The 22,742-nt window shown below is 51.0% G+C and carries 16 protein-coding genes and 1 pseudogene; 15 read left to right on the plus strand and 2 right to left on the minus strand.

The window, feature by feature from the left end; all coding sequences use genetic code 11:
• Positions 1–2: 2 nt before the first annotated feature.
• The 9 genes from DWZ16_RS09940 (at position 3) to DWZ16_RS09980 (ending at position 13,624) form a co-directional block, all read left to right on the plus strand.
• Positions 3–848, plus strand: a complete 846-nt coding sequence (locus DWZ16_RS09940; RefSeq protein WP_118522711.1) for a hypothetical protein — start codon at positions 3–5, stop codon at positions 846–848.
• Positions 838–1,263 carry a hypothetical protein gene (locus tag DWZ16_RS09945; protein WP_147353413.1) on the plus strand — a complete coding sequence of 142 codons (426 nt, stop codon included), beginning with the start codon at positions 838–840 and terminating at the stop codon, positions 1,261–1,263. Before DWZ16_RS09940 ends, DWZ16_RS09945 begins: the two co-directional genes overlap by 11 nt.
• An 11-nt stretch (positions 1,264–1,274) precedes the next feature.
• Positions 1,275–1,946 carry a type II secretion system protein J gene (locus tag DWZ16_RS09950; RefSeq protein ID WP_118522713.1) on the plus strand — a complete coding sequence of 224 codons (672 nt, stop codon included), beginning with the start codon at positions 1,275–1,277 and terminating at the stop codon, positions 1,944–1,946.
• Positions 1,947–2,027: 81 nt separating this feature from the next.
• A complete protein-coding gene (locus DWZ16_RS09955) occupies positions 2,028–6,032 on the plus strand; it encodes a prepilin-type N-terminal cleavage/methylation domain-containing protein (protein WP_118522714.1) in 4,005 nt (1,334 codons plus the stop codon).
• Positions 6,002–6,976, plus strand: a complete 975-nt coding sequence (locus DWZ16_RS09960) for a hypothetical protein (protein WP_147353414.1) — start codon at positions 6,002–6,004, stop codon at positions 6,974–6,976. The genes DWZ16_RS09955 and DWZ16_RS09960 overlap by 31 nt, the downstream gene beginning before the upstream one ends.
• A gap of 198 nt (positions 6,977–7,174) precedes the next feature.
• Complete coding sequence (locus DWZ16_RS09965; protein WP_118522716.1) at positions 7,175–10,753, plus strand: DUF5717 family protein; 3,579 nt, start codon at positions 7,175–7,177, stop codon at positions 10,751–10,753.
• Positions 10,754–10,780: 27 nt separating this feature from the next.
• Complete coding sequence (locus DWZ16_RS09970) at positions 10,781–12,001, plus strand: DUF5716 family protein (RefSeq protein WP_118522717.1); 1,221 nt, start codon at positions 10,781–10,783, stop codon at positions 11,999–12,001.
• Complete coding sequence (locus tag DWZ16_RS09975; RefSeq protein WP_118522718.1) at positions 11,998–12,810, plus strand: hypothetical protein; 813 nt, start codon at positions 11,998–12,000, stop codon at positions 12,808–12,810. The genes DWZ16_RS09970 and DWZ16_RS09975 overlap by 4 nt, the downstream gene beginning before the upstream one ends.
• A gap of 85 nt (positions 12,811–12,895) precedes the next feature.
• The gene (locus DWZ16_RS09980) at positions 12,896–13,624 is read left to right on the plus strand and encodes a histidine phosphatase family protein (protein ID WP_118522719.1); all 729 of its coding nucleotides are present in this window, start codon (positions 12,896–12,898) and stop codon (positions 13,622–13,624) included.
• Between the two features lie 67 nt (positions 13,625–13,691).
• On the opposite strand, the gene DWZ16_RS09985 is transcribed toward DWZ16_RS09980, so the two are convergent.
• Positions 13,692–14,702: a nucleoid-associated protein gene (locus DWZ16_RS09985; RefSeq protein WP_022358764.1), complete on the minus strand. Its 1,011-nt coding sequence runs from the start codon at positions 14,700–14,702 to the stop codon at positions 13,692–13,694.
• A gap of 7 nt (positions 14,703–14,709) precedes the next feature.
• The gene (locus DWZ16_RS09990; protein ID WP_022358765.1) at positions 14,710–16,425 is read right to left on the minus strand and encodes a hypothetical protein; all 1,716 of its coding nucleotides are present in this window, start codon (positions 16,423–16,425) and stop codon (positions 14,710–14,712) included.
• Positions 16,426–16,675: 250 nt separating this feature from the next.
• On the opposite strand from DWZ16_RS09990, the gene secG reads away from it, so the two are divergent.
• From secG to DWZ16_RS10020, 6 genes and pseudogenes are all read left to right on the plus strand, one after another.
• On the plus strand, positions 16,676–16,912 hold the full coding sequence (gene secG / locus DWZ16_RS09995; RefSeq protein WP_107000428.1) for a preprotein translocase subunit SecG: 237 nt from the start codon (positions 16,676–16,678) through the stop codon (positions 16,910–16,912).
• A 615-nt stretch (positions 16,913–17,527) separates the two neighbouring features.
• The gene (gene rnr, locus DWZ16_RS10000) at positions 17,528–19,633 is read left to right on the plus strand and encodes a ribonuclease R (protein ID WP_118468835.1); all 2,106 of its coding nucleotides are present in this window, start codon (positions 17,528–17,530) and stop codon (positions 19,631–19,633) included.
• A gap of 49 nt (positions 19,634–19,682) precedes the next feature.
• A pseudogene (gene smpB, locus DWZ16_RS10005) lies at positions 19,683–20,145 on the plus strand (SsrA-binding protein SmpB).
• A 35-nt stretch (positions 20,146–20,180) separates the two neighbouring features.
• Positions 20,181–20,747, plus strand: coding sequence for a PD-(D/E)XK nuclease domain-containing protein (locus DWZ16_RS10010; RefSeq protein WP_118522720.1), 567 nt, complete (start codon positions 20,181–20,183; stop codon positions 20,745–20,747).
• Positions 20,748–21,234: 487 nt separating this feature from the next.
• Entirely contained in the window at positions 21,235–21,771 is a 537-nt protein-coding gene (locus DWZ16_RS10015; protein ID WP_118522721.1) for a transcription termination/antitermination NusG family protein, read from the plus strand.
• Entirely contained in the window at positions 21,768–22,679 is a 912-nt protein-coding gene (locus tag DWZ16_RS10020; protein WP_118522722.1) for a glycosyltransferase, read from the plus strand. The genes DWZ16_RS10015 and DWZ16_RS10020 overlap by 4 nt, the downstream gene beginning before the upstream one ends.
• Positions 22,680–22,742 lie beyond the last annotated feature (63 nt).

A 22,742-nucleotide genomic window follows, 5' to 3' on the forward strand; every position in this document is an offset into this window, starting at 1 on the left:
GCATGAAAAAAGCAGAGAACAGTGAAAAACACCCGGAAATCTGGAAGCGGGTTTTCAGCTGTATGAAAAATCAGGATGGCGCCAGCTTGATGGCGGCGCTCCTGTTTTTTGTGTTTTGCGGGGTAGGCGCGTCGATCATTCTGGCGTCCGCCTCTGCATCGGCTGGTAAGATCCGGAATCTTCCGGGAGAAGATCAGAAGCGGTATGCGGTGGACTCGGCGGCGGTATTTCTGCGGGATGAACTGCAGAAGACGGAGAATATAGTCAAGATCAAGGAAGTGATCGTGCATGACAGCCGGAAAGACGAGGAAGACGATGAGGATGATTTTTACTGCTACTACGTCGGCGGCCGGAAAAACAAGGATAATGAGGCGTCGTGGCAGAAGTTCTATGGAACGGATTCGGATTTGTCAAGCCCAGAGAGTGGGAATAGCGCGGTTCTCGATTCACTGATCGTGGATATTTATAGAAATAATGAGTATCGGAAGCTGGCAGACAGGGACGATGCGTCGGAGGAAGAAATGGCGTACAAAGATTTTACCCTGTCAGTGAAGAAAGACGGAATGAGCGGGAACACGATTGACCCGTTAAAGACCAGTGTACGTCTGTGGATGGCGGATGATTATAAAATCAAGGCGGTTATCTCAGATACAGTAACGGCGGATGACAGGAAGGAAGAGCGGTGCGAGAAACGGCTGGAGCTGGAAGCAGCACATAGCTCCGAGCATAAGACGGTCACAGTACAGGGCGATGACGATTCCTACACGATCACGACGACGACCATCATTACGACGATCCGCTGGCAGAACGGAACAATAGAGAAGGAGCTGCTGCAGAATGATAAGTAGAATGAAATGGGCAGCTGGAAGAAAGCTGCGTGCCAATACGGGCGAGACACTGACAGAGGTACTGATATCGGTTCTTGTGATTGCTCTGGGAATGACGATGTTTCTGAGTGCATTTCTGGCGTCCGGCAGGATGCTGCGGCAGGGCGAAGAGCAGATGGCGGGCTATTATGACAGCCGCAATCAGCTGGAGAACAACCGGACAGCGAAACAGGCGTCGGGCAGATATGTTCTGGAGCTGGAGGCATCTGGAACCGGCGGCATGAAGAAAAGCCTGGCGTCAAATGCCTACCAGACAGGCACACAGACGAATTACCGGACGGGACAGTATCCCATCGTGCTGTATGTGAGCCAGGCTGATTCGGATGCAGAAGAGGAAGAGGTAAACTTACAAGAGCTGCTTTACAGATACCGATAGAGGAGACAGAGATGGGACAGGAGAGATGTGAATGCCGCAGATGCAGAAATAGGCATTGCAAGCAGCAGAAACAGACGGCATCCAAGGGTCACCGGAAGCTCTTTTCAGTATGTCAGAAAAAACTTCGGTCAAAGAACGGTATGACGCTGACGGAGCTGCTGGCGGCGATTGTGATTCTCGGCACGATCGGCACGGTGCTTGGAGGCGGCGTGATGATGGTAAAAAATGTTTACCAGAGGACGCAGGATCAGGCAGATGCAGAGCAGGCGCTGTCGCTCACGGCGCAGCTGATGACCGATGAATTTGCCAATGCGCTGGAAGTGAAAAATTCTGCTGGGACTTCCGAAACAGGAGAAATGGTAACACCTCTTTTGCGGAGTGGAAACAGCCACCTGTGGCTGCACTTTAGTGCGACAGACTGGTCTGGCACGGGCATTGAAAAATGGTATGGGGATTATACTTACGATGATGCGTATAAAAAGATACCTCTGCTGACGCAGGCGGCGATCTCGGATGAATATTATACGGCATTTGACGGCTACACCTATTCGGAGGAGACGGCGTGCTTTACGGTTCAAAATCTGGCGATCTACCGGAAAAAAGATACGATGGGAACTTCCCGGAAAGCGGTGGTAAAGCCGATTAACCTGACCGTGCGTGCAGTCAACCTGGATCAGAAATAAAATAAAAACTAACTGTTCAGCAGGTCTGCGCGTGACTGTGAAGGTACTGAACAGTTACAATAAAAAGAGGAACGAGGACAGATGGAGCAGAAGAGACAGAACAAACAGAAGAGAAGGGCGGCGTTTACACTGGCGGAATTTTTGACGGTGATTGCGATTGTCGGTATTCTTGCCAGTCTTTCTTTTGTTGCGGTGATTCATTACCAAAGAAAGCTCCGCCGTCTGGAGATGGATCAGACGGCGAAGGAGATCTTTCTGGCGGCGCAGAATCATCTGACACTGGAAGTCTCCAATGGGACGATTCCGCGTCTGCTCCATATGGAGGCACAGGGGGAATTTTCGGACGATCAAAAGCAGGCAAAGCTGGGAATTTCGGTAGAAAATACAGTGCTGGCGGAGGAGAAAGAGGGAACTATCTACGCGGTTCTCTATGTGCCGGAAAAACAGGCAGGGCAGCCTGAATCGGAACAAGAAGAGCCTGGCGGTGAGGCAGCGCTGGTGTCTGCGAATGTGACCGAGGAGATCCGGCAGCGCCTTCTTCCATTTGGATCGATGGATGAGACTGTCCGTGCAGACGGGAGCTATCTTATTTTCTATGATCCGGAGGCAGGACTGGTCCGCGAGGTGTGGTATTCGGATCATTATCAGTTTGTGCAGACAGATATCGGAAGCGAGGCACTTCTGGCGGCGGCGTCTGATGCCGGAAAACGGGAGCGGTTTACGGGTGCTAACTCCAATTATAAGGATCAGAAGCTGCCGATCGGATATTACGCATCAGGAAATCTGGAAGTTCCGGAACTGCCGGTGGAGAAATTCGAGGCACCGACAGTGAAATTGGTGAATGATGATATTTTATATGCGGAAATCGGGGATCCGAATAAAAATGAACATTCGCTGAGCCTGTTTGTAAAGGGAGAAAAGAGCGGTACAACCGGCTACATCGAGATCAATGCCCCGGGAAGCAGTCGTTCGGCGCGTGTGGCGAAGGTGTCCGGAACTTCGGGCGATTCGGATGGAACGTATCAGGTCATTCTGGATGATATAACGGCGCCAGCCGGCACGGGCGGAAGTACAGGATTCAAATTTATGGATTTCAACCAGCCGGCACAGACGGATATGACATTTCAGCAGGATGAAAGAGGTTTTGCCTCCTTTATTCCGGGCGAAAATATCTTTGTGTACGCGCAGGTTTTCAACAATGAAGCGCTTTCGCAGGTTAAGACGAGCAATACAGATTCAGGCAGCAGCCTCTTTGCATCGATCGGTACGGACCGAAGCGTGGGGATCGGCAGCTTCCGCCATCTGGAAAATCTGGATGAGAGGGTTTCAGGCTGGGAGCCGGATCAGCTGTACACGGGAGCGGTGACTACGCCCAAAACGGTTACGGCGATGCAGAATAGCGATTTGACCTGGAAAGCGGGAGAAAACACTGCGGACGAGAGCGGTTACTGCGGACATGTGGCGAAGCTGCATACGGCATTTGGATCGAATTTTTTGAATCAGAATGCGGAAACCATCTCGATTGCCTACCGGGTGACGGATGAAACGAATGCAGATCGGACGAACCCGACGGCACAGACATATACCACGGAGGCGGGAAGCTATCTTCCGCTTAGCCTGCCGTATCCACTGGACTATCAGGGAAATACATACCGGATTGATGGTCTGCAGGTAGGAAAAACGGCGGCAAGTTCAATCACAGCAGTAGATGGGACGGGCGGACTGTTTGGAACGGTAACGCAGGATATGAGGGTTAAAAACCTGCTGATCCGCCAGCCGGTGGTCCGGACGAAGGCGAATGCAGGCGCTTTGATCGGCGCGGTGACGCCGGGAACGGATTCCCGGGGAACTATAAAGCTGCCAACGGTGGAAATTAAAAAGGTGCAGGTGGAATATCCACAGGTGCAGGCAGAGCAGACTGGCGCTTCCGCCGGTGCGTTGATCGGCACATTTGAGGGCGGCAGTCTGACCGTCCAGGATGCGCTGGCGGAGAATCATTTCCGTGATAAGCTGGGAAGCAGCACAGAAAAAGCAGCCGATCTGAAGCTGGAGGAAGAAAGCAAATACCGGATCCGCGCTTTAAAGGGAACGGCGGGCGGCCTGATCGGCACGGCAAAGGGGGAAATTTCCCTGACCGACAGCGCAGCGGCGCTCTATGTGGAAGGTATGTACGCCGGCGGTCTGGTCGGAACTGCTGAGAAAGCAGCAGCTGCAGCCGCCGCAAGCGGTTCCACGGTGCAGATTCAGAGCTGTTATGTCGGCGGTCATACAGCAAACAAGAAGTTTGATACCTCCCAAAAACCAGGGAATGGGGCAAACGCCAATACAGCCTTTGAGAATCTTACCGGACGTTATAACGTAGCGGCATATACCGGCGGATTCGCAGGGGGTCTCGCCGCACAGCTTCCGGCAGACAGTCAGATAGCGAATACATATGTGTCGGCGTCGGTGTATTCGCCGACGGCTGAGGAAAAATCGGATGAAACGGAAGGTGGAAGCGGTACGGCGGCGGACGGAAACGGCAATGAAATTGAATCGGACGACGAGAAAGAGGCGTCGGCACTGAAGGCATCCGCATTTGTTGCGTTTTATGATTATGCAAGTAAAACGAATGGAATACTTCCATCGGAGACGAGTGGTACGGGGACGAACAAAAAATCAGTTTATCCGGGGTGCTATGTGTGCAGTAAGGTGAATGAGAAGTATGTGCTTGCATATGACGAGGCTCTTGCAAGTCTGTTTGGTGTAAAGGATCCGAATGCAGATAGCAGTGAGGAAGAAAATAAAGATACGGAGGAAAAGCGGAATACATATCCGTATGATCCGGAATTAAAGAAAGCAGAAATACCGATTTATCCGATGCCGACGATCCAGAAAGTAGCGGAAAAACTTGCTGCGCAGGACGCTTCAAAGGGATTTTCGTGGTTTCTGAATAACCATGTCGGGGACTGGGACAAGGGCGAGAACGAAGAGGCGCTGCATACTGGAAACAGGCTGTATATCAATTATGTCTCTCCGTCTCCGCTTGAAGAAAATCAGAGAATACATCTGATATTTTCGATTACCGGCGAATTGAGCGGTAAAACGATGTGGTATGTTCTCCAAGTCAATACTGGTGATTTGCAGGAAAATACTCTGAGAACGGGATCGAAATTTTGCTTTGTAGATACGAAAGAGAAAGCTGCCAGCTGTGCAGAAAATGAGGCAAATGGCAGTTGGACGAGCTTTGCTGCAGAAAACAGGGTAAATCGTTTTGAAATAGGCATAACGGAAGAGAAAAAGTTGAAATTGCGTTTCTATCTGGATGATTTATCACGTGAGGGTGGAAATTTCTGTAGTCTGGGTACCTGGGGAGGTTATCAGCCGGGCGGTTACATAAATGGAGAAAATGTTATCGTAAAATTGAGCGAGGATGGCTATCCGCCGACAGAAAATACAAAGCTCTCATACAAGTTCAACAGCTGCTTTGCCGATGTAATTGAACGAAATGGTGATGGAACGGATACCTATACGGTTAAGGTCGCCAATGGACGTCATCTGCAGAATCTGAATTTCTGCGGAGAAGGCTATGGTGGTTTAAAGATCACACGGGTCATTCAGACCGATAATATTCTCTGGCAGGAGGATGATTCGATTACCTCACAGACAGAAGCGTATTGTAAAGAGGTGAAAGATGCATACGGAGAGATGACGATCTACAGTCCGGGAAATTCCAAGTATGAAGGTGGAAGTTTCTGGCCGATTAACAACCCGGATATTATCTCTTATGATGCGGAGGTGGATGAGAAAGAAAAAGCAAAACTGGGTGAATGTTATACGATTGCAGGCTTAAAGATAACTCCTGTTGCCTGGAATGGTGCGGCTTTATTTCAGAAGACGGATCATCTGACGATATCAAACTTGAATCTGAAGGATCCGGACATTTCCTGTCAGGGGCAGAATACAGCAGGGCTGGTGGCACAGGCAGGCACTTCGGCGGACAGCTATCTAACGATTAAAAATATCCATATATATGGAGAAAATCCCGGATTTCTGGAACGCTGGCAACAGGCGCGGTGGTTGGAAGCACGAATAGTGGCAGTCTGACACTCGACCATGTAGTTGTAGATGCACCGACGCTGCAAATAAGTGGAGGAAAAACCGGAGGCTTGATCGGGGAAGCAAAAGTAAGTGATTTAGTGATGAATCACGTATATGTTTCAGGAAAAAATGCACGGATACAGGGAACCGATGCTAGCGGAGGTCTGGTCGGCTTTGCCGAGAGCTCTGGTCAGATGAAGTTGGAAAACAGCTTCTTCTCTGGGTATGTGGATACAACTGGAACCGCCGGAGGTTTGTATGGATACCTGAAAAACAACCAGAATGGCGGAACTGCCGGGAAAGAATTCAGCATTGAAAACAGTTATGTCGGCGGACGGAACCGCTCTTACGGTTATACGGAAAGTGGTGCGGAAGTGCTGTCAGATAGAAAAAATGTGTCAGGCGGCTGGTGTGCCGGAGGCCTCGTGGGGTGGATGGATGGTCCGATTTCGGTAGTACAGAGTTTCAGTGCAGCGGATGTGTGTGGAACGAATACATATAATGCTATCGCAGGCGGTTTATTTGGAAAATATGATTCTGCAAAACTGGTTCTTTCGAACTGCTACACAACAGGAAGTGTGAAAGCGGCTGGAACCTCAATGTTCCTTGGACACTATATTGGTCAGTTGAACAATACCTGGTGGCAGGGCGCACAGCTGGAAGCTGGCAGTCTTTCGGTTCTGGAAGAATGCTGGTATCTGCCGAAGTTAAGCGAAGCAATCATCGGCGTACCTTATGTAGACAGCAGCTCTGTAAAGGACAGCTATTTCAGTATTACCAGGACAGGTGCCGCTGACCTGTCGTCCAAAACAGGCACCAATGGCGTTGATCAGACGATCGCAATAGATGATTCTCTGCAAGGAAAAGCATATCCATATCCAATTTGGACGATCTATGAACCAACAGCTTGGCAGACTGGCACACGCCTGTATGTGGGCGACTGGGATTAGGAAATTAAGAAAAATTAGAAAACGATAGCGCTTGTTTCTATAAAAATGCTGGATGGGCAATCAGCGAAATTCTCCAATTCCCTGATGTAAATGCAGACAAAATATGGTATGATATAAGGTGCGAGATTTCGAACCGACGGAACTGTGGGAAGACGAAGCAGTTACCGGGACAGGATAATGAAACGGCAGGTGATAGGAATGAAAGAGAAAATTAACCGGCTGGCGAAGGGAATCATCGATTCGGAACAGCCGAAGATGACCTGGTCGCCTGAAAAGATAGACGAGACGCTGCGGATGAATACCCTGATGCAGAGAAATTTATGGATCGGGAGCGAAAATGGATTAAGTGTGAAGGGATTTGTGTATTCCTCGAACCTGCGGGTGCGGATTCCGGGGGATAACAATTCGTTTGGCGGACTCCGGTGCCGGATCGTATATGAAGTGGACACTTCGTTCCTGACGGCAGGCGACACGATCACGGGTTCTTTTTATCTGGTGACAAACTGCGGGGAAGAGGAGATTCCGTATGAGTTTCACGTCGAGGTGGCAGACGCCGGGAAGACTTTAGGTGATCTGAAAACGGCGGAAGATTTTCTGCGCGTCGCGGAAAATGATATGGAGACGGCGCTCCGGCTTTTGGAGTACCCGGATTTTGTGGAAGTGCCGTTTATGCAGGATCTGCATGTGCGGGCACTCTATGACGGCCTGAAGGGGCACGGCAGCCGGGCAAATTTTATGGAAGAATTTCTGGTTGGACTGGGCGTGAAAAAGCCGGTCGGTCTGACGATTCCGGGCAGGGCGCGCGTATATGCCGAGCTGGCTGAGAATGTCGAGGACACGATCGAGATCCGGATGGATAACTGGGGCAGTGTGTACCTGGAGGTGACGGCAGACGGCGAGTTCCTCCATCTGCCGAAGAAGAGTGCGACGCAGGCGGATTTTGAAGATGGTCTGCTCCGTCTTCCGGTACGGATTCTGGCGGAACGGCTGCATGCCGGAAAAAATTTCGGTGCCGTCCTGATTCACACTGCCAGAGAAACAGTGCGGATCCCGATCGAGGCATCGGCTGCCGATGCGGGCGGATGCGACCGGGCACATATGTCATTCCAGAAAGAGCTTGGAAATTATCTGACTGCCCGTCTGGCGTATGAAAATGGGATCGGCGGCACGGAGGCGGTTCACCAGATGCAGCGGGAGCTGGATCTGATGAAAATGACGCACTATGACGCGGGACTGCGTCTTTTGCAGGCGGAATTATACCTTTTGACTGATCGGCGCGAGAAAGTGCAGACGATTTTAAAGGAACTGCAGGATTCAGCGGCGCTTAAAATATCGGGCGACCGGAAGCTTAACTGCCTGTACCGCTATCTGTACGTGACGCTGACCGGCAATGCCGAGCAGAAGGACACTTTGATCCGCCTGCTGCAGCAGTATGCGTCGGAGGAGACGGGTAGCAGCCTGTTTTATTATCTGATGCTTCTGCGTCTGGATGAGGAACTGCAGAAAAATCCGGTTACGGTGCTGATCAGCATGGAGCAGGAGTTTAAGGACGGCTGTCACAGCCCATTCCTCTATGCGGCGGGACTGAAACTTCTGGAGAGTGATCCGATCCTTTTAGACAATGCGGGCAATTTTGAGCTTCATGCCCTGTACTATGGGGCACGCCGGAAAATTATCAGCCGCGAGCTGGCACTGGCGGCGGTCCGGGTGATGCGTGCGTCCCGTTCGTACCGGGAGTTTTACAGACGCCTTTTGACGGAACTTTACGGGCTGTATCCGGAGACGGAGATTCTGGAGGCGCTCTGTGCAATGCTGATCCGGGGAGACTGCCGGGAGACAGCCTGTTTTGAATGGTATAGCCGGGCGCTGGAGGCAGATTTGAGTCTGACGCGCCTGTATGAATATTATTTATATGCGATGCCGGAGAATTATGACCGCCTGATGTCGCGTGAGGTATTTTTATACTTTTCGTATTCGGCAAATTTGGATGCGGGGTCACTGGCGAAGCTTTATGCGAACCTTCTTACATATGGAACGCCGGATTCGGATATTTACCGGATGTACGAGCGGGCGATGGAAGAGTTTGCGGTGGATCAGCTTTTCAAGGAACGGATAGACGGTGCCCTGGCGGTCCTGTACCGGAAATTGATCTATTCGGAACTGATCGATACGCAGATGGCGCGTGTCCTGCCGGGGATTTTGAAATCCTGCCGGGTAGAATGCCGGGAACCGGCGATGAAATACGTGGTGGTGCGCCATGAGGAGCAGATGACGGAGGACGCGTATGTGCTGAACGAGGGCACGGCGTATGTGCCGCTGTTTTCGGAGCGCGATCTGGTTCTATTCCAGGATGAAAATGAGACGCGGTATGCGCGGGTAAATTGCGCCATCCAGCCGGTATTTACGGATATGGAGGAACTTTTACAGACCTGTTTTGAAATGAATCCGATGCATCCGTTCCTCTTTATGAATGCGTGTGCAAAAGCCTGCCGCAAGGAGGTGCTGACCGGGGACGATGCGATCCTTTTGGAGCACGCGGATCAGAAGATGGAGCTGCACCCGCTGTTTAGGGCAAAGGTGCTGTCAGCGATCGTGCGGTATTATAAGAGGATGGCGGATGGGATTGAGGATGCGAAAAAGGATGGAAGTGTTTCATACCTTCTGAGTCTTGACAAGGACCAGCTGACGCGGGATGAGAGAAACGGCGTCTGCGGGACGCTGATCCGGTGCGGGCATTTCAGCGAGGCGTATGAGATGGTGTGCCGGTATGGTCTGGAAGGTCTGCCGGTCAATCTGCTGCTGCGGCTTTGCGGGAGAATGCTGCTTCAAAATCTCTTTGACCGGGATGACCACCTGCTTTATCTGACCTGGTATGTCTTTGAACACGAGAAGCCGGACAGTGTGATTCTCGATTATCTATGCGAACATTTCAACGGTACGGTGGATCAGATGTACCGCGTCCTGATGCAGGGGCTGCGGCTCCGGGTGGAGACGTACGATCTGGAGGAACGGCTGGTGGCGCAGATGCTCTTTACCGGCAATACAGCAAAGTTAGACCGGGTGTTCGAGCTTTATGCGTCACGCAAGAAAACAGGGGAAAATATCGTGCGCGCGTATTTCACGGTCAAGAGCGTGGAATATTTTCTGGAAAACCGTCCGACGGACGACAAGGTGTTCGCATTTTTGGAGGGTGCTGTGCAGGGAAGCTCTGATCGGGAGCGGATCCCGGATATTTATCTGCTGGCGCTGACAAAGTATTATGCGACGCTGCCGGAGCTTTCGGAGGAACAGCGGCGCCTGTGCCAGTCGGTGGTGGATGTGCTTTTAGATGCGGGTATGATTTTTGCCTATTTTAAGGATCTGGCGCGGTTTATCCATATCCCGGGCAATATTTTAGATAAAGAAATCATCGAGTATCACGGAAACCGGGCGGTGCGCCCGTATCTGCGGCTGCGGATTCTGCCGCAGGAGGAAGAGTTCCACTATGAGGAAATGCGTCTCGTTTACCGGGATATTTACATCCGTGAAAAGGTGATTTTTGAGGGGGAGACGCTGGAATATCAGATCGAAGAGGAAGAGGACGGCGTCCGGAAGACGAAAGAAAAGGGAGAGATTTCCTGCCGGGAGATTCCGGGACGCAGCCGGGAAAGCCGGTTTGCGGCGCTCAATGAGATGAGTCTTTCTTTAAAAGTAAATAACGAGACGGCGCTTCGGGAAAAGATGCGGGAGTACCAGAAGAGAGATGCGGCGGTAAGCGCACTTTTCCCGATCGCCTGAGGAAAGGGACAGACGGACAAACGATAGATGAATGGACTTATAATTGGCATGGATCTGTGTGATTCATGCACACATATATCCTGTCAAGGTCAGGAGACGATCTGGTCGGTTCCGACCCGGATCGGAAAAGAACCGGATTCGGACGTCTGGCGGGTGGCAGAGGAGAGTGCCGGGGGCGCGTTAGAGGGCATGGTAGTGGAAGATAAGCTGCTTTCCCTGGCGATGAAGGACGGCACCGCCACGATCGACGGCGTCCGCTACGAGGGCTTATATCTGCTGAAAATGTTCCTGAAGCAGGTGCTTGCGATTCCCAGACAGGCGTCCGGAAAAGAAGAGATAGAAAACCTGGTGATCACGGTGCCAAAGCTTGAGGTAAAGCTGGTGGACTGTCTGATGTACTGTGCCGATTTTCTGGAAATCGACCGGAGCCGGGTGCATGTGATCAGTCACGCGGAGAGCTTTGTATATTACGTGATGAGCCAGAAACGGGAAGTCTGGAGCAACCAGGTGGGAATGTTTGAACTTTCGGAGAATGGTCTTCATTATTATGAATTGAGAGTGCAGCGCGGGCTGCGCCAGATGCAGGTGGTCGCGGATCAGGAGGAACTGGAGGAGTCATTCCACTTAAATGTGCTGGACAGCGACGCGGGCATCCAGATGGCAGACCGGATTCTTTCCTCCTGTGCGGAACGGCTGCTGCAGAAGCGCCTGTTTTCAGCGATCATCCTGACCGGCAGGGGATTTGCACAGACGGACTGGGCGGCAGATTTTATGCAGCAGATCTGCAAACGGCGCCGGGTGTTTGCGGAGATGGATGTATTTACCCGAGGGGCGCTGATCCGATCGGAAGATCTCTGTGAAGCGCAGAGTGCGTACCATTTTACCTGTATCTGTGAGGGGCGGCTGAAAACAACGGTTTCCCTAAAGATTCAGGAGCGTGAAAAAGAGGGACAGCTGGTGCTGGCATCCGCCGGGGACAGCTGGTATGAGACGAAAATGACGGCGGAATTTATCGTGTCGGGCACGCCGGAAGTAGAATTTTCACTCCAGCCGCTGGAACCGCGCAAAAAGAAGACGGTGAAGATTCCGCTCGAGGGATTCCCGAAACGCCCGGACCGGACAACCCGGATCGAGATGGCATTTGGATTTACCGGGGAAGACACGATGATCGTCATGATACGTGATTTGGGATTTGGAGAATTGTTTCCGGCGACAAACCGGATGATTAAACAAGAGGTTTCATTATGAGTCTGATACTTTGCCGGCAGGAGCCGGTTCGACATCCTTTTTACATAGAACGGCTGGGCGTCCATATCGCATCATCGCAGGAGCTGTGTTATGTCATTTATCAGAATCCGCTTCTGGTGCTGGATGGATTTGTGGATGACCGCCTGATTGAGTTTATCCGTTCGGAGCTGGGACTTTCGTTTCTGGCCGGCAAACTGGAGGCATGGCAGCGGAGCGGCGAGAGCCAGGACGAGCTGCCGATCGTGATTCTGCAGGAGTGCTGTTATTATACGGCAAAGGAGATTGCGGCATACCGCCAGAAATTGGCGGCATTTCGCAAAATGAATGCGGCGGAGTTCCGGAAGGAGACGGCGGATTACTATTTCCGCCTGCGGCAGTTTGGGACGGCGATCTATTACTACAACCGGATTCTGGAGGACTGGCGGGTCAAATCGCTGACGGACGAATTTACCGCGAAGATCTGGAACAATATCGGGGCGGCGTATGCCGGGATTTTCTGGTTTGAGAAAGCGTTCACCGCTTATGAAATGGCCTACAATTTCGACAAGAGCCCGGAGATGTTGAAGCACCTGTACCAGCTTGCCTTGATTGACCCGAAGCTGGAGCTTAAGGAGCGCCATGCGGCTGCGATGACGCCGGAACAGAAGAAGATCTGGAAACGGGAACTCGACGAGGCGAACCAGACCGCAGAGAAGTGCGGGAATGTCCGCATGGTCGAGACGATGTTTGACCGCAATCCGGTCCGGCGGATGGAGAGTGCGGGAGAACTTTTAAATGGGTGGAAGCAGGAGTATCGGAAGATGCTCTAATTTTGCCCGCGCCCAGATACATCCCTTGGTCATGAGCACCGCGCTTTTTGGTTTTGTAACATTTCTTTACGAAAGGAGTTTTCCTATGCGCCTTCTGATTGTCCGCCATGCGGATCCTGATTACTCAATTGATTCCCTGACCCCGGCTGGCTGGGAGGAAGCAAAGCTTCTGGCAGACCGTCTGGCGCCGATTCCGGTAGCGGCTTATTATGTATCGCCGCTGGGGCGTGCGAAGGACACGGCGTCCCTGACCTTAAAAAAAGCCTGCCGCACGGCAGAAACCTGCAGCTGGCTGCGTGAATTTGCCCCGCAGGCGGTACATCCGGGAAAGGATTCCGGGCACTGTGTCTGGGACTGGCTGCCAGATGCGTGGATGGCGGAGCCGAAGTATTTTGCTAAGGATCACTGGCATGAAACAGAAGTCTTTCAGAACGCCCATGTAAAAGAAGAGTACGACTGGGTGAATGGAGAGCTTGACCGGCTGCTCAGGCGGCACGGATATGTGAGAAATGGATTGTTTTACCGGGCCGTGGCACCGAATGAGGACACGATTGTTTTATTCTGTCATTTTGGCGTCGAATGCGTCCTGCTTTCCCATCTCTTAAATATCTCTCCGATGCAGCTCTGGCACGGAACCTGTGCGGCGCCGTCGTCGGTGACGGTGCTCTGTACAGAAGAGCGCCGCTCCGGCGTCGCATCCTTCCGCATGAGCAGTTTTGGGGATGTTTCTCATCTGTATGCGGGTGGACGCGAGCCGTCGTTTGCGGCGCGGTTCTGTGAGGTGTATACAAGATTTGATCAGCGGCATGACTGATGGATGTTTCTGTTATTATGTATCGCAATCGTTTGAATCAGCCGATAAATAAATTTTGTGTGAGAGGCTATTTACTGCTCAGCATCCCAATATTTTTAATCAACACCGAGATTGTCCCGTCCATGTTGGTGATAAACTCCACATGGTCGGGATTTCTGTATTCTTCCATCGGGATCGTGATCTCGATGCCGGTGTCAGTGTACAGCTTCTGTTTCTGGAATTTCTTGATCGTCTGCTCATTTTTCGGCGCGACCGTCTCGTAGGAGAGGTTGTAGCGGTCGAGCTTTTCATCCAGCTCCTCGAGCATCTCCGGGCTGCCGGGAAACACTTTTTCGCGCAGTTCGGACACCTTGATTTCGCCCTGTTCCTCTAATTCATTACAGATAATGTCTTTGATTTCCATCTTTTTCTGTGCATCCTCGTCGCCGTAATATTTTTTGGCAACCTGATCGACGGCGCGGGTGACGATGTCGAGCTTGGATTTCTGGGAGAGCGGGGCGCGGCATTCGAGGAAGAGTTCGGAGAAATAGAAGCATTTTTCGCCGTTGACCTCATATTTTTTCTCAGCCAGAATCAGGGAGCCGTCGGAGAGATCGAGGACAAACGCCTCGGAGAGGCGCTGTCCCTGTCCCGGAAGCAGTGCGCGCTGTAAAATGATCTCGTTGCTGTTGCCGCCGTCCGTTTCCCTGGTCTGATGCGTGTAGGAGGTCTTGTAGTTCATCTTTAAGAATGCTAGATAATCCTTGCCCTTGCAGCCGAACACGGTCATCGCCACATCGGCGGCTGGAATGTCAATATTCGCATTCATGATGTCGTAGAGGCGCTCGGCGAGCTGTTTGCTCGTCTCGACGAAATTGTCCGGGGTGCAGTTTTGCAGCAGCTCTTTGACCTCGGATCCTTCAGCAAATGTACAGTGCTTGACATCGTCACTTTCCGTGATTTTCTCGATATGCGCTTTCAGGAAGTCGGAAAAATCGGGTCCGACCTCCATGTTCTGGTCGGAGAGAACCGGGATTCCCACCGAAGAATCGAGGATGTGCACGATGGCTGCCTTTAAAATCATATCTTCACTTTTCAATGTTATCTTACCTCCAGGTTATAACTTCTTTTGTAGAACCATTCTCGACGCACTCAAAGGAAACGGAGTCGCCCGCCTGCACGAACGGAAGCCGCTCGGAAACGGTGATCGCAGCGGTGTAGACGCTGTCGGTGCGGTCATCGGTCAGCGTGAAATAGTAGTAGGTGTTACCGGAAACGACGACATTCTCGATCGCCTCGACCGTGCCGGAGACAGTTTCGCTTGCCGCTGGTTCCTTGGCAGTCGGATCTTCGATTTCCTCCTGTCCCAGCGTCTCACGGTAATTGCGCTTCGCCTCATCGATCGTCTGTCCGGTGCCGACGATCTGGTACTGCGCGACATCGACGAACGCATACATTTTCACAAGCCCTGCAGCATCTTTCAGGGAAATGAAATATGCCGGTCGCCCGGAAATATTTAAGAGAAGCGGGAAGGTCGCACTGTAATTTAAGTGCTGCACCTGTCCGCGCGCGGAATCCATTGCGGCGAGCTCGGTGGCGCCCGGAACAGTGTAAAATTTCGTTTCTTTCGTCCGCAGGTTGACGAGGACGAAGCCAATGTTCGACTCATCTGAGGTTACAGAGCTCATGCCGGTGTACAGCCACACATCGTCGTCGATGGCGAGATAGTTGTAGCCGTAGGTCGTCCGGCGCACGCCGCGCTGACCGAAGATGGAGTTTAAATAACCATTCTGGAATCTGCCGTTGTCGTCGAGCTGTTCCATGATGAGGTTCGAATCATAGAGCTGGTCGATCCACTGCGGGACATCCGCTTTGGCGTACCACTTAGATTCGCCGGTCTCAGCATTGACGAGGATCGCGCCGTCGATGTCCTTGCCGTTCCACCAGCCGATCCGGTAGGCGATGGTCGGCGCCACCCAGTATGGGTTTCCATCGTCGTCGATCTCGAAGGAGACCGTCTCAAACATCCGTGTCGGGTAGCAGAAACGGATGTAGCGGTTGATATTGCGGAAGAAATATTCACTGGTGGAATACTTCATGCCGGAGGACAGCCAGACGAGATCGGTATTCTGATCGACCATATTGACAGCAATGTATGCCGGAAGTCCCTTCTTCTGGTTGTACAGCCACTTGATCGGGTCGGCATAGCGCAAAGGCGTCACGCGGTACGGTGTCCCCTTGTAGTTGATCTGTGTGTAATTTTCCTGAATCTCAAACTGGGAGACCAGGTCGGTCATCTCACCGAGCTTTTTGCTTCCGAGCCGGGAGGCGGTGTCCTTATCAACGACCGGGATCTGCGACATGCCAAGCTCTGCGACATCTGAGGCAAAATCGCCCTCGGTAACGGTGATCAGATCGCGGTAGCGGGACGCATTAAAAAGCTGGACGCCCGCCGCCGAGGCGATCAGGGAAAAGAAGATCAGGACAGCGATCGCGATCGTGCCATATTTGCACGGGCGTCCCATCGCCTTAAAACCGGCAAACGGACTGCCGGAGGCGTCGGCGTACTTGCGCCGCAGAACCATCCGTCCGGTCACAGGATCGCGCACGATCTCGACGCCGCGGTTTTGCTGCACTGTTTTCAGGAATATGAGAATGCTTTCCATAAAGTTGACTGCCAGTACAATCAGAATGCAGATAATCAGGAATACGATGAAATCCTGATCGTGCAGATTGATGGCTGGCATCATGGTGTAGAACACCAGGAAAATAAGGACGGCAGAGAGAAACAGACGCCCAAACGCCGAAGTGAATTTTTTCAAAATAGAACCCTCCTGACTTGTTTTATGATAAAAAATAGCTGTTCCCATGAAAAAAAGGATTTCGCTGATTGTAAATGTGATAGAATTCTATTGTATCGCACGACGGGAGATAAAATCAAGCCCGGTAACGGAATTTGCCGTGGCTTCGCATTTAAATACGGCAAATTCCCGGGTTGAAGTCGGGAAAAAAACAGTTGTCCTTCCGCCGAAAATATGCTATGATTACTATGTTTATTCAGGAGGTGCGAAGATGATCAAGACGATCCTTACGATCATATTTATTATTATCTGTGTATTCCTGTCGGCGGTAATCCTACTGCAGGAGGGCAAATCGGCAGGTCTGTCCGGTTCCATCGGCGGTATGGCTGACAGCTACTGGGGCAGAAATAAAAGCCGTTCTATGGAAGGAAAGCTGGAGAAGCTGACCAAATATGCTGCAATTCTGTGGCTGATCCTTGCATTAGTTTTGAATTTGAAATTCCTGTAAGGAACCTTTAAGAGGCTGTCGCGTGGCAGCCTTTTTTTCATATTGAGAAAGAGAAGTGAGATAAATTTGAACATATTTGATAAAATCATGGGAAAAATAAAGAGAAGCGAGGCTCAGAAATACGCAAAACAGCAGAAGCGCCAGGCGCAGATGCAGAGTGCGGCAGCTTCACAGAAAGAGGAAGGACAGAAAATGCCGGAAAATCGCAGGAGAGAAAGAGAGGCGTTTGAAAAACGTCAGCAGACGGAGATGAAGCTCTCGGACGAGATGCTGGAGACGATCCGGAAAAATGCAGAACAGCGGTTTGCGATGCGGAAAGAAGAAGCGCGGGGAGAGAAAATGTCCGGAGAAAGCCGGGAGAGCAGCGTACAGCGCCAGATTGACGGGGATGGGCTGATCGGCGAGTGGGAAGAGAGGTACGGAAAAAAGAAGAAAAAACCGGAGCGTGCGAAAGGTCCGAAAGAGGAGTCGGTGCGCCAGAAAAAGGATAAAGCGGGAAAGAAAGACCGTGATCGAAAGCTTGAGCGTGAGATGGATAAGAAGCGCGAAAAGCGCGGCAAGAAGGAGCGTGAGGATGCTGGCGCTTCCGAGGAGGAGTTTACCCGCCGCTGCAAGATGATTCAGGATGTCATGAATGAACCGGCATACGTGCCGATGAAGCTGAAGGAGCTGGCACTTCTTTTAAATATTCCGAAGGAACAGCGCCGGGAGCTGCAGCGGGTTATCGATCATCTGCTGGAAGAGGGAAAAATCAGCATGTCCCGCAAGGGCAAGCTGGGACGCCCGGAGACATTTTCAGAGGCAGGTATTTATTCGGGACACCCGAAGGGCTTCGGTTTTGTGACAATCGAGGGACGTGAGCAGGATGTGTTCGTTCCGCGTGAAAAAACAAAGGGCGCGATGCATGGCGATAAGGTGCTGGTTGTGATTGAGCAGGAGAGCGACGGCGGACGCAGAGCCGAGGGAAGTATCGTGCGGATCCTGGAGCACGCCAATCAGGAGCTGGTCGGTCTGTATGAGAAAAACGGCGGTTTCGGTTTTGTGATTCCGGACAATCCACGGATTTCACGCGACATTTTCATCCCGCAGGGGTGTGACGCGGGCGCAGTGACCGGTCATAAGGTCATCGTGAAGATCAAGGATTACGGAAACAGCCCGGATAAGAAGCCGGAGGGCGTGATTACCAGCATTCTCGGACATATGAACGATCCGGGAGTCGATATTTTATCGATCGTAAAAGCATACGGTCTGCCGGAAGAATTTCCGCCGGAGGTCATGGCGCAGCTTGAAGAGATCCCGGATGCCGTCCGCGAGGAGGACAAGGCGGGACGCAAGGATCTGCGCGATCTGCCGACAGTCACGATCGATGGTGAGGAAGCGAAGGATCTCGACGATGCGATCACGCTGGAAAAGACGGAGCAGGGTTACCGGCTCGGTGTACACATCGCGGATGTGACCCATTATGTCCGCGAGGGCAGCCCGCTTGACCGCGAGGCATTAAAGCGCGGAACGAGCGTGTATCTGACCGACCGCGTCATTCCGATGCTGCCGCATAAACTCTCAAACGGTATCTGTTCCCTGAATCAGGGCGAGGATCGCCTGGCGCTGAGCTGTATCATGGAGATCAATGACAAAGGCGTCGTGATCGGACATGAGATTGCAGAGACATTGATCCGCGTCGATCGCCGGATGACGTATACGGCGGTCAATGCGATCATCACGGATGATGATGCAGAGACAAAGGAGAAATATAAGGAATTTGTGGATTTATTCCTGCAAATGAAAGAACTTTCGCAGCTTCTCCGCAAGAGGCGCCAGGAGCGCGGTGCGATTGACTTCGACTTTCCAGAGAGCAAGATTTTACTCGACGCCAAAGGACGCCCGATCGAGATCAAGCCGTATGAGCGCAACGCGGCGACGAAGCTTATCGAGGATTTCATGCTGATGGCAAATGAGACGGTAGCCGAGGACTATTATTGGCAGGAAATGCCGTTCCTCTACCGAATCCATGAGAAACCGGATGAGGAGAAGATGGCGAAACTCGGCACGTTCATCAACAACTTTGGATATACATTGCGGATGCCGGGCGGCGAAGTCCACCCGAAAGAGCTGCAAAAGCTGCTTGAAAAGATCGAGGGCACGCCGGAGGAGGCATTGCTCAGCCGTCTGACGCTGCGCTCCATGAAACAGGCGAAATATTCGACCTTGAACTCCGGTCATTTTGGATTGGCGGCGAAATACTATACCCATTTCACCTCCCCGATCCGCCGTTACCCGGATCTGCAGATCCATCGGATCATCAAAGAGTGCCTGCACGGCAATATGGATGCGCGAAAAACCGCCCATTTTGAAAAAATCCTGCCGGAAGTGGCAGTCCAGACCTCGGCACTGGAGCGCCGCGCTGACGAAGCCGAACGCGAGACTGATAAGATGAAGAAAGTCCAGTACATGGAACATTACATCGGAGAAGAATTCGAGGGAGTCATTTCCGGTGTCACCAACTGGGGCTTCTATGTCGAGCTACCGAACACGGTGGAAGGATTAGTTCATGTCAATGAACTGCGCGGCGACTATTTCGTATTTGACGAAGCACACTATGAGCTGGTCGGAGAGATGACGAGAAAGACGTACAAGCTCGGTCAGACTATCCGCGTCCGCGTGACTGCGTGCGACCGGTATGCGAGGACGATTGATTTTATGCCGGCGGTGTACTGGAAGTAGAAGATTGTAAAATAAGATGTAAAAAGTAGAGAGGGAAAGAGGAATTAAAATGGGAGCAGGAATCAAGATGGTGGCGAACAATAAGAAAGCTACCATGATTATTTTATCGATGATAAATTCGAAGCTGGGATCGAGCTATTCGGTACCGAGGTTAAATCGATCCGCATGGGTAAATGCAGCATCAAGGAAGCATTTATCAAGATCGAGAGCGACGGTCAGGTGTATGTATTCGGCATGCATATCAGCCATATGAGAAGGGAAATATCTTTAACAAAGATCCGCTGCGTGTGCGGAAACTTCTTCTCCACAAACTGGAGATCCGCCGCCTGATGTCAAAGATCAAAGAAAAAGGATATACGCTGGTGCCGCTGCAGGTGTATTTTAAGGGAAGTCTCGTAAAAGTGGAGATTGGTCTGGCACGCGGTAAGAAGCTGTATGATAAGAGAGACGATCTGGCGAAAAAGGACGCGAAGCGGGAGATTGACCGTGCGTTTAAGGCGAGACAGAAATAATTTTTTTATTTGAAATAGGCGATAAAAAACAGAGCATGTTGTATCTGACAGGATACTTAACGAAAGCGCGCAGAGCTGATTATAAGGATGATCTGCCAGATGGCATGGCTGTCCTTATGATTCCGAATGCGGAAATTAAAGAGATCTTTGAAACGACCGTTATCAAATGGTTCGATGACAGCACCAGGAAATGGGATCGGAATGCCCTGTTTGATGCGGTCTGGAACGGTGACAACGAGGGCATTACAAGAGAGATGAATGCTTTGCTGCGGCGCACGATCAGTTACCATGATTATCGGGAAGATTTTTACCATGCTTTTCTCGCTGGAATCTTTACCGGTGCTGGGTATATGGTGGATTCCAATAAGGAGCATGGAGAAGGTCGAAGCGATGTGGTCGTCTACGATTCCATCAATGCACGGGTTGCAGTCTTTGAGGCAAAGTATACGAAAAATCTGGAAAAATTAGAAAGTGAGTGCGATACAGCTCTGTGGCAGATTGATGACAGAGTGTATGCGAAGAAGTATGAGGATGACTACGATCAGGTACTCTGCTATGGCATTTCGTTTTTTAAGAAACGGTGTATGGTGAAGAAAAAGTAAGTATCTAAGATAACGGTATTAAGGGATATACGGCTCTATCAGAAAATTCGGTAGGACATAAAAGAATAAGAAAATTGGGAAGCAGAGATGAAATCATAAAAAGATCCATCTCTGCTTTTTGTATGTTAAAAAACTAAGTAAGGGCAATTATACACAATTTGAGCATAAAGATAATGTGTATATATACTGTATGATATTGCAAAATAAATCAAACAATAAAGATTTCGCAGAATACCTAGTTCTGCGAAATCTTTGTTCATTATACTATGCTTTTAGAGCGAATTCAATAGAAGTTTCTCCCAAGAATCTATTATGAAATTATTAAGATACGCATTTCTGATCAATTATTTACCAAATTTCCGATTAATACTATTTAAAAATCAATATTGTCAAAATAAAGCTCCTTTTGTGTCTCTGAAATTTCCTCCAAATTTCGCAGAACTAGGTATTCTGCGAAAACTGTAAAAACGAGAGGAAGAAGCTCGGTATGTGGTACGCAGTACAAACGCCTGCAGGAAGAGAAGCTGAGATGGCAGAGAAATTGAACCGGGTTTATTCGGGAGAGTCGGATAAGCCCTGTTTTGTGCTGTCTAAAGAACGGTCCTGGCGGATGGGCGGGATTTATCACATCGGTGTGGAGCCGATGTTTCCGGGATATATCTTTGTGGATACGGATGATGCGGGAGAACTGGAACAGAAGATAGGAATTTTGGCTGGTTCTGCGAAGCTTCCGCTCGATGAGAAGGCAGTACCGTTGGAAAAGGCGGAGGAAGATTTCCTGAAACGTCTGCTTCGAGAGGATCCGCAGCATACGGTAAGACGATTTCTCGTACAGGTAAACGAGGCGGGAGAGCTCGTGTCGGCGGAAGGCATATTGGGAGAGTCGCTGGGACAGATCGTGCGGAAACGAATCCGAAAACGGGTTGTGACGCTGGAGATACCGATGCTGGGAGCAGCACGGCGGGTCGAACTGGCGATCCGTGTAAAAGGCGATGAAAACCGGGAGCAGGTGGCAGGCATATGAGAAGTTTTGATATGAAGTATTCCGTTCTGATGCCTGTTTACCGAAAGGAAAATCCGTTCTATTTTTACCGGGCGGCGCTCAGCATGATGAAACAGAGTGTTTCCCCGGATGAGTTTGTCCTGGTCTGCGATGGTCCGCTGACGGAAGAACTCGATGCAGTAATCAGAAAATTAGAAGAAACATGGTCCGAACAGATAAAAATCGTGCGTCTGCCGGAAAATCGCGGCATAGGACCGGCACTGGCAGCAGGGGTGGAAAGCTGCCGAAATAATCTGATTGCCCGCATGGACAGCGACGATATCGCCTGTCCGGAACGATGTGAAAAGCAGCTGGTGCAGTTCCGAGGCAACCCAGCGCTGGCGCTGGCGAGCGGGGCGATTGCCGAGTTTGAGATGGATTCGCTGGAAAAAGCAGCAAATATGCAGTGGACGATAGATACACCGAAAGAGCCGGTGAAGATTCCAGAAGATTGTTGTATCACCGGTACCCGGACGCTGCCGTGCGGTTATGAGGAGATTCTTATATTTGCCCGCAGGCGCAACCCGATGAACCACATGGCGGTTATGATGCGGCGGGACGCTGTTTTAGCGGTTGGCAATTATCGTGCCGTGAAGGGCGCCGAAGATTACGAACTATGGGTGCGGATGCTGCAGGCTGGTTATCGGGCGGAAAATCTGCCGGATGTGCTGGTATACGCGAGAACGGGAAATGGCATGATGCAGCGGCGCGGCGGTCTGGCGTATGCGAGAGAAAATATGCGTCTGCAGACCCATTTTTATAAAAGTGGATTTTTGACGTTTCCTGAATATATAAGTAACTGTGCTGTGCGTGTGGCGGCAAGCATACTGCCGGTTGGGATTCGCGGCTATTTGTATCAGAAAAAGTTGCGGGAAAGAATGCACGCCTGATAGTTCAGGATAAAAAAAGATGAAAGAAAGTAACTGTTTGGTAAGAACCGTACATTTGTACGC

Source organism: Clostridium sp. AF29-8BH (assembly GCF_003478145.1).
GTDB lineage: Bacteria > Bacillota > Clostridia > Lachnospirales > Lachnospiraceae > Otoolea > Otoolea fessa.